Annotated in this window: 2 protein-coding genes; both read right to left on the bottom strand. The window is 40.9% G+C overall.

All coding sequences use genetic code 11. The annotated features are described in order from the left end of the window. Window positions 1-2,070: Ig-like domain-containing protein (locus EGM47_RS16240; RefSeq protein ID WP_124981885.1), on the bottom strand; the 2,070-nt coding region annotated here is incomplete at its 3' end. Between the two features lie 837 nt (window positions 2,071-2,907). After that, window positions 2,908-3,815 (bottom strand): T9SS type A sorting domain-containing protein (locus tag EGM47_RS16235; protein WP_124981884.1); only part of this gene is annotated, 908 nt, incomplete at its 5' end.

The raw sequence follows: 3,815 nt of genomic DNA, 5'->3' as shown, positions 1-3,815 counted from the left end.
TGTGGCTTCACCAATCGCTCCTTCATTATCCACAGCTACCGCACGAAGGGTGTGGGTTCCTGCTGAAAGCGTTTGTAAGGCAGGATCATTCTGACCAGGAGCGTTCCATTCGTAAGGAAATCCATTCTCTTGTCGAATAGAAGTTGCACTTCCATCCAAATATAGATTGACATTGGAAATGCTGCCATCGCTATCTGTAGCTAGAACCTCGACTGTACCAATATTGTCGCCTGCTGAGAACGTCGCTCCATCCACTGGAGCAGCAAAACTCACCGTTGGAGGGATTTCATATCCCGCTCCATCGACATAAAATTCAAAACTTGATTCACAATTGTTAGAATTCGTATTGGTTGCGGTATAGGTACCTACATCGCTAGGTCCTAAGTTTGAGATCAAAATCTCCCTGGTATTGGCTGTAAATCCATTAGGTCCAGTCCAACTCCAGGAACCAACATTTCGGTCGCTGTCAACATTAGACTGTGGACCAAACTCTACACTTCCACCAGCGTCAACTGTCACCGAACCATCGCCACTGAGTTCCCATCCGGTATTGTTTACATTGTAATAAGGAATAACCGAGCAAGGACTAAGATCGCGGAAATTCCTGACGCGGTGAAAAGTAAACATATTGGCATCGTGCCAACGAATAGGTTGACCTCTTTCATTTTCAAAGGCCATTCTCAAAACAAAAATGAGGTCATCACCATCAATCTTCATGAAAGGGTAATTAAAACCGTGAAATCTTGAAGCCGGACTTCTGAAAAGTTCTTGCTCCAAGGTCCAGTTTTGTAAGTCATAGGAACTGTGCAGCGCCAAAGCTGATCGTGGGTCTCCGATACTGGTAAGCGCATAATATTTACCTGTTACATCGTCATACAGGGCGGTGAACTTTGAGCCACTACCATCCAGATTAAATAAACTTCTGTCAAACATACGGCCTGCTCCAGTGACACTACCAGCTTTGATTGGAGGTCCCTTTTCGGGCATGGCTATAGGCCATCCATCGGTATCCATGATCATACACGGCTCTTGATCCGTCCTGCTAGTTCGAGGATTACTATCTGTTCTATTTGTTCTCACCCAGCTATTTGGGTCCATCAAATCACTATTAACGGGAGCTGAGGCCAAGTTGATGATTCCAGATTCATACTCTTCATTGGCAAACCAAATTCGTCCGTTTCCTACCAGTACTTCAGAAGGGACATTTCTACTCTTAAAGTTTAGATTTACTAATGGCTGCCATGTTTGCCCACCATCTGTTGATTTAGTAATTCTGGCGTCACCATCTGGCCTATCACCGATAAGGTATAACTCACCGTTATGTAAAAAAACAGATGCATGCCAAATACCCTGTAAATCATTGCTCAAGAGAGACCATGTCAAACCTTTATCTGTAGATTTAAACAACCGATTTTTAATTCCAGCGATATAATCGCCATTGGGCATAATTATAATGTTTGGGTCATAGACCCTTCCTGATCTATTGTATGTGCTTTCACCATCCCAAATCAATACACCTTCTGCAAATTCGTCAATAGTTTTAGGGTTGTCCCATTTGATGTGTCCACGTTCAGCAAAAATAATGGTAGGCTTATCATCATCATAATAAGGGAAATCCACCCAACCTTCAGAAGGAGAGTAATCGTAGGTATAATAATAAAAAGTAGAAATTGACGAATTAAAACTTCCGCCAGTGGCTGTCCAACCTGATGCATTCAATGTATTTGTCGGTATTGCGATCAATATGCTGGTCGCAACATCAACGCTGAAACTATCAAGAGAAGTAGCACGCCCTCCGGTCGCATTAGCTCGAGGAGTTGTGGCATAGTCTTTACCACTGATGAGAGCAGGTCTGGAGGATGGCCAGATATGGTTTTGTCCAGGTACTGCGTCGCGTATCTCCCAATCCTTTCTATCTCCGAGTGAGAAGATAACCTGATTGTCTGAATTATAGTCTGATACGTTCCATATATCAACGGTGTTTCCTCTAACCCGTATGTTGGGCTGAGCAAGGGCGGTGAAGCCCAGTAGTAGCATAAATGCTATTAAAAATTTTGTGAAGTGTTTCATGGGGAAAATAGTTTTGTAATTGATAAAAATTTAGTTGATGAAAATAGGGGGTAATCACCGACTTAAAAGCAATTGAGGGATCAATTAAGAAATACATACGTAAGGTTTTGAGAGTTGTAATGAATGTTTTTTAATTCATTTCACTTAGGTGGGTATGGTTCAAAATTTACCGTCGCATTGGCCAGGAATACACAAGTTCGATCATCAGCTTTAACTGCCTTACTGGAAGAGCAGGTGATATGCTTATTTTCAAATTGTTCATTACTAGTTTCTTAAGCGGTTTTCAGGCTGTCTATTTTCAATATAAAGATACTTTTTATTTAGCAAAATTCAGTTTTTTTATTTTTTTAACATTTACTAATGGAAATTAGTTTTGATCTCAAGCAATTATGATTCGGTCAATCCTTTATCACCTTATATATAAGCTATTAACGTAATTGTAGATATTAGGCATTGGATGCTAACTGTTCATCTACCTTCCAAATTATCGGTTCTTTGACATGAGTATGTTCACAGAAGAAAAAATATGCATTACACTCATATGAAATCTCCTAGAAAACAACCAGCTTTTTGTTCAATACTAAGCCATTTTCTAAAACACCTTTGATAGGTAAATTCCTGTTTAAAGTGTTCTATTAAGAGTGATATTTAATGCATTACCATTATATTTTCTTTGAAGCATCAATTGACCAACCATGTTTAAGATAGCACTGTCTTTAGATGCTCCAATCTTAAGATCAATGATGAGCTTATGACTTGCAGGGTTAGGGTACAGGCTTCAATAACTTAAAGGCTGTCTGGGATAGCCCAGACACCCTTTTTAATGGTTGATAAACATTACTTAAGTATGAACTTCTCAACTATGGAAGTACCGTCATTGCCCACCGCTTTGATGAGGTATATGCCAGCTTTTAGGCTTACCGATCGATCGATGGTTAGTGGTTCTCCTGTGTATTTCCTGGTCAATATCAACTGACTATTGATATTATAGATTGAGATTTCGCCGCTTTTTATCCCTTGGAGACTAATGGTGAACTCTTCGCTCGCCGGATTAGGGAAAATAGTAAGCTCATTTCGCAAATTATCTTCAACTCCTATAGCTTTGGAAGCCAATCCTGGTCCTGAAATCACATTGATAACCAAATGCTGATTAACGTCTGACGCCACGGCCGTCCCTAGGGCTACATTCTGAAAGTTGGCACCGCCAGTACCACCATCGATTCTAAAACCTGAGGCATTGCGTTTTTGCAGTTTATTGAAACTTGATCCTTCCACTTTTAACCAGTGCTGGTTGTAGTTGTTTTCATCACAGGGATACAAAAATACATTTTGACCATCGATTCCTCCATCACCTCCATCCATACAGTAATTGGTGTTTACCTTCTGATAAGAATAATAGCCATCTCCTCTGTCTATCTCCACCCACTGCTGATTCACATTGGTCGGGTCTGCGGCCCACAAGTATATATTTTGAAAATCGTCAGCATCATCACCAGCATCAAGTGCAAAATTCGTGTTGCGTTTCACAATGTGTACTAATGTTGTAGCAGCATTTGTTGGAGCAGCGTTAACTGTGATTGTAACCTGGGCTTCACCTGTCGCTCCTTCGTTATCTATCGCTACCGCTCGTAGGGTGTGCGTTCCTGCAGAAAGCGTCTGTAAGGCTGGATCATTCTGACCAGGAGCATTCCATTCATAGGGAGCTCCATTTTCTTGTCGAATAGAAGTTGTACTTCCATCCAAAT

It is taken from the genome of Nonlabens xiamenensis, from assembly GCF_003865345.1.
GTDB classification, from domain to species: Bacteria; Bacteroidota; Bacteroidia; order Flavobacteriales; family Flavobacteriaceae; genus Nonlabens; species Nonlabens xiamenensis.
This window is presented reverse-complemented; position numbering and strand designations above follow the sequence as displayed.